Source organism: Thermodesulfobacteriota bacterium (assembly GCA_036482575.1).
Classification (GTDB): Bacteria; Desulfobacterota; GWC2-55-46; order GWC2-55-46; family JAUVFY01; genus JAZGJJ01.
In genome coordinates this window covers 1-4,154 of the sequence record JAZGJJ010000021.1, presented here as the reverse complement: position 1 = coordinate 4,154, position 4,154 = coordinate 1, and the positions used below count along the sequence as shown (strand labels likewise).

Below are 4,154 nucleotides of genomic sequence, written 5' to 3'. Positions count from 1 at the left end.
AGACCAGTAGCCCTTTGGAGACAGCCCCTTTAAGCTCCCCGTCGACCCTTACCCCGGCTTTACTTACCCTCTGTACGACCACCCTCACCTGAGCTCTACCCCCTCGCCCTCGCCGCACCCGAGGAGCCGGGAGGCACTGCCCATGAAGCAGGCTATCTCGAGCTTGCCGGTGCTGCCCATAAGCGCCACGAGGTCCCCCTCCACCGCGCCGGAGTAGCTCTTTACGAGCCCCTTTATGGTCCGGCCTTTTACGGTTACCTCAAGCCGCCCACCCCCCCCTCCCCCTTCGCCCCCTTTGAAGCGAGCTATATCGTCCGAGCCTATGTTGGTTATGAGGTTCCCGAAGGCATCCACGTAAAGCACCTCTCCCAGGAGCGAGCCCTTCTCCTCGACGGGACGCGGGAGGTCTATCGTAACCGGAGGCGTGGAAAGCGGCTCGCCGAACTTTTCGGAAGGGACGCCCATACTTACGTGGGCCGCCACCGGGGCGAAGACGTCGCGGCCATGGAAAGTTCCGCTCACCTCTTTAAGAAAATACTCCTCCCGGGTGAGCTTTACCACGCTCCGGACCTTCTCCCTTTCGAGCGCAAAGGTGAATATACCGTTATCCGGACCGACGAATGAAAATTTCTCGGTCGCTATGAGTACGGGGGCCCTCTCTCCCCCCACCCCCGGGTCTACCACCGCCACGTGGACGGTGCCGTCGGGAAAGAACCGATAGGCCTCGGAGAGGATAAAGGCACCCTCAAGGACGTTCCGGGGGGATATAGAGTGGCTGATGTCGACTATCTTCGCTGTGGGGTTTATCGACAGTATGACCCCCTTCATCGCGCCCTGCCAGGGGTCCTTCACGCCGAAGTCGGTAGTAAGCGTTATGGGGTTATTCATCTCGCCCCCCCCTTTACTCGCCTATAATCTTTACGAGCACCCTCTTCTTGCGCCTTCCGTCGAACTCGCCGTAGAATATGCGCTCCCAGGGGCCGAAGTCGAGCTTACCCTTGGTTACGGCCACGACCACCTCGCGGCCCATGACCGTACGCTTAAGGTGCGCGTCCCCGTTGTCCTCGCCCGTAAGGTTGTGGCGGTATTGACTTATCGGCTCGTGCGGCGCAAGCCCCTCGAGCCACCTCTCGAAGTCCTCGTGGAGCCCCCCCTCGTCGTCGTTTATGAAGACCGAGGCGGTTATGTGCATGGCGTTAACGAGCACCAACCCCTCCCGGACGCCGCTCTCCTCGAGGCACCCGGACACATCGGGGGTTATATTTATGAAACCCCTCCTCCCGGGTACGTTGAACCATAACTCCTTACGGTAACTTTTCATAAGCCCTACTCCACCCTTATCGTCCGGCCTTTTTTTTCCACTTTCTCCACTACCTCCCCTATGACCGAGGCCGCCACTCCCCTCTCTCGCAGCTTGCCCATGAGCCCATCGGCCGCGGCCCCGGGGATGGCGATGAGCAGCCCGCCCGAGGTCTGCGGGTCGTAGAGGAGAAGTTCAAGAGATTTATCGACCTTACTGTCTATCTCTATATGATTCAAGAGGAATTCTCTGTTTGACTCAATCGATTTAGGCCTGTTCTTCTTCTTTTTTATAAGCTCAATTGCTTCAGGAAAGAGCCTGACCTCCCCGGAGCGTATGACAAAGGAGACGCCCGAGGCATCGGCCATCTCGAAGGCGTGCCCCAGGAGCCCAAAGCCAGTTACGTCGGTACACGCCCTCGCCCCGGCCTCGACCATCGCCTCGGAGGCCGCCCTGTTGAGCGTTTTCATAGAGGCGATAGCGTCCCTGGAAATCGCGTCTCCTTTGTCATAGGGGGCGCACCTGCCGTCCTTAAGCGCGGTCGTTATGACACCCGTGCCGAGCGGCTTTGTGAGTATCAGCCTGTCCCCGGCCACGGCCCCCTTGTTTGTCGTAATCTTTTCAGGGTCCACAAAGCCCGTGACAGAAAGGCCGTACTTTACCTCCTTATCCTCTATCGAGTGCCCGCCCACGAGGAGGGTATCGGCCTCCCGGAGCTTATCCATGCTGCCCTTTATTATCTCCCCGAGTATGTCGAGATCGAGGGCCTTCGGAAAAGCTACGATATTCATGGCCAGGCGCGGGCTGCCGCCCATGGCATAGACGTCGCTCAGGGCGTTGGCCGCCGAGACCTGTCCGAAGGTGTACGGGTCGTCCACGATGGGCGGGAAGAAGTCGACCGTGGATACCAGGGCGAGCTCGTCCGTTATCCTGTAGACACTCGCGTCGTCCGCGGTCTCTATGCCTACAAGCAGGTTCCCGTCCTTTACGTGCGGCAGTTGATGCAGGACCTGCATCAGGGCCTCGGGGGCCATCTTGGCCGCTCAGCCCGCGCAGCTCGCCCAGCTCGTGAGCTTTATCTTACGCCCTTCGCTCAGAATTAAGACCCTCCTTCCTATATATAGCCGTAGGCCTTATAAAGACCCAGGGCCGCATACTCCCACAGTACGGCCCTCATGAGAGAGAGCCTCCCGGTGGAGCCCCGTATGTGCGGGGTGTAGTCCCCAACGGGCGCCGGGTAGCAGTCGAGCCCGAGCTTCCCGCTTACCTTCATGGACCTCAGTATATGCGTCGGGGAGGTCACGATAAGACAGCTCTTAAGCCCCCGGGTCTCCATAAAGCCCTTTACCGCCGCGAGGTTGCCGTAGGTATGGATTGAATCTCCGTCGACCGAGAGGTCGCCAGCCGGGATGCCGAGCCTCACGGATATGTCCTTCATGATATCGGCCTCGACCGCGTCTATACGGCTCGTGTCCTCGGACCGGGTTATAGTATGTAGTATCTTGGCCGACGTCTTTATTATCGAGCCCCCTGAGAAGATAATCTTCGGGGCGCGGCCTTCCTTATAGAGGAGCAGTCCGTGGATGAGCCTCTCGTTGGAGCCCCCGCCGAGGAGCCCGTTAGGGAAGACCCCGCCGCCGAGTACGACTATCAAGTCGGCCTCCCTATCTTTGGGTGCGACCACAAGCGGCCTTGCCATGTAGTTGGCAACGGGTGTAAACATCACCACAAGGACGAGGACCGTAAAGGCCACGCAGAAGACTATTAAGAACCGCCTGCCGACACCCGCGAGGTTCATCGCCCGCCCCTGAGCGTCCTCTCGTCCCCCACCCTTATGGTCACTCTCTCCCTGTCGAAGTACTCGAGCATATCTATGGCCGCCTTCCTGCCGCACCCGAGCACGTCCCTGAACTCCGCGGCCTTTATCTTATCATTTTCCCCCAGATATTCTACAAGCTTCTTCCTGGCCCGCTCCACAGCCCCGGCCGAGACGACCCTTCCCTCTCTGAGCCTTATAACCGCTGCGCGCCTTATGAGGTAGCCCAGCACCCTGTCCGTATCTTCCCTCTTGAAGCGGAGCTCCCTTAACCCGCTTGCCGGGACGCCCTCGACCCCGTCCCCCACGGCCCCCAGTATCCCCTCCTCTATCTCCGCCTCCTCTCCGGAAGACGAGGCGCGGTGGGAGGCAAGGGAGAGGCAGGACCCCTCTCTTTTAATAACCCCCTCTTCCACGAGCCTGTCCACTACGGTCTTCATGAACCCCGGCGCGACCTCGCTACGCCCTTTTAACGCCTCTTCCTTTACCCCCGTATCGCCGGGATAGTTTTTATGATGCTCGGAAAGTACGGCGAGCAGCTCTTTAGTCAGCGTATCGAGCTTCTTCGAGTTCACGATATACTCGCCCATAAAGCTTACCCCGGCCCCGGCGACAGCCCTGAGCCCGTCTTCGGTCATATTCATCATCAGGCACGCCCTCGACTTTTCGATAGCAATCCGGGGGCCCTCCAGAAGACGGCCGAGGGCGTCCTCGTCCCTGTCGAGAGAGCCCGGCTTGATATCCCGTGCCCGAAAGGAAGGTCTCTTCGAGAAGTGAGGCAGAAGGACCCTCCCGCCTCCGACGGTCTTCCTTATTGACGGGTCTCGGAGTATGAAGCGGTCTCCCCTAAGGAGCAACGCCGGCTCCTTCAGATACATCCTCCCGTAGGCCCCTTTTCCCCCCTTACCCCCGGTAATATGGACCGTTACAAGCCCCTCCGAGCTCAGGTGGTGCAGCTTCAAAGTGGTCCGACTTTCAAAGGCCTTCCCCATTGAGCCGAGGAAGTCGAAGACACAGTCCACGACCTGGGCCTTCCCC

Annotated in this window: 5 protein-coding genes; all 5 read right to left on the bottom strand. The window is 59.5% G+C overall.

What is annotated here, in order from left to right; all coding sequences use genetic code 11:
• Positions 1–84 precede the first annotated feature (84 nt).
• Positions 85–888: an SAM-dependent chlorinase/fluorinase gene (locus V3W31_00790; GenBank protein MEE9613474.1), complete on the bottom strand. Its 804-nt coding sequence runs from the start codon at positions 886–888 to the stop codon at positions 85–87.
• 13 nt (positions 889–901) lie between these two features.
• Complete coding sequence (locus tag V3W31_00785; protein ID MEE9613473.1) at positions 902–1,321, bottom strand: secondary thiamine-phosphate synthase enzyme YjbQ; 420 nt, start codon at positions 1,319–1,321, stop codon at positions 902–904.
• A gap of 5 nt (positions 1,322–1,326) precedes the next feature.
• Complete coding sequence (gene selD / locus V3W31_00780; protein MEE9613472.1) at positions 1,327–2,397, bottom strand: selenide, water dikinase SelD; 1,071 nt, start codon at positions 2,395–2,397, stop codon at positions 1,327–1,329.
• Between the two features lie 17 nt (positions 2,398–2,414).
• Positions 2,415–3,098 carry a YdcF family protein gene (locus tag V3W31_00775; GenBank protein MEE9613471.1) on the bottom strand — a complete coding sequence of 228 codons (684 nt, stop codon included), beginning with the start codon at positions 3,096–3,098 and terminating at the stop codon, positions 2,415–2,417.
• A partial coding sequence (locus V3W31_00770) for a SelB C-terminal domain-containing protein (protein MEE9613470.1) occupies positions 3,095–4,154 on the bottom strand: 1,060 nt, incomplete at its 5' end. The genes V3W31_00775 and V3W31_00770, both read right to left, overlap by 4 nt.